The organism is Paenibacillus sp. MER 99-2 (assembly GCF_023714095.1).
In the GTDB taxonomy this organism is placed as follows: Bacteria; Bacillota; Bacilli; order Paenibacillales; family Paenibacillaceae; genus Paenibacillus.
This window is the reverse complement of sequence record NZ_JAMAUZ010000061.1, coordinates 1-255: the sequence shown is the minus strand read 5'-3', so window position 1 is coordinate 255 and position 255 is coordinate 1. Positions and strand designations below refer to the sequence as shown.

Here is a 255-nt window from a genome sequence, read left to right as displayed (position 1 = left end):
TGGCGGCGTTCTACTCTCCCAGGACCCTGCGGTCCAAGTACCATTGACGCTGAAGGGCTTAACGGTCGTGTTCGGGATGGGAACGTGTGGAACCCCTTCGCTATCGCCACCAAACGTTTGAGAGTTTAAGCTCTCAAAACTGAGCAACGAGTGAGTAACTAGCCGACCTGGCTAGATTTGATATTTGAATGTTTCCGCTACGGGAAACGATTCTCCATAGAAAGGAGGTGATCCAGCCGCACCTTCCGATACGGC

Annotated in this window: 1 rRNA gene; it reads right to left on the bottom strand. The window is 52.5% G+C overall.

Features of this window, described 5'->3' with window-relative positions:
• Positions 1–114 (bottom strand): 5S ribosomal RNA (rrf, locus tag M3636_RS29330); the annotation flags it as partial.
• Positions 115–255 lie beyond the last annotated feature (141 nt).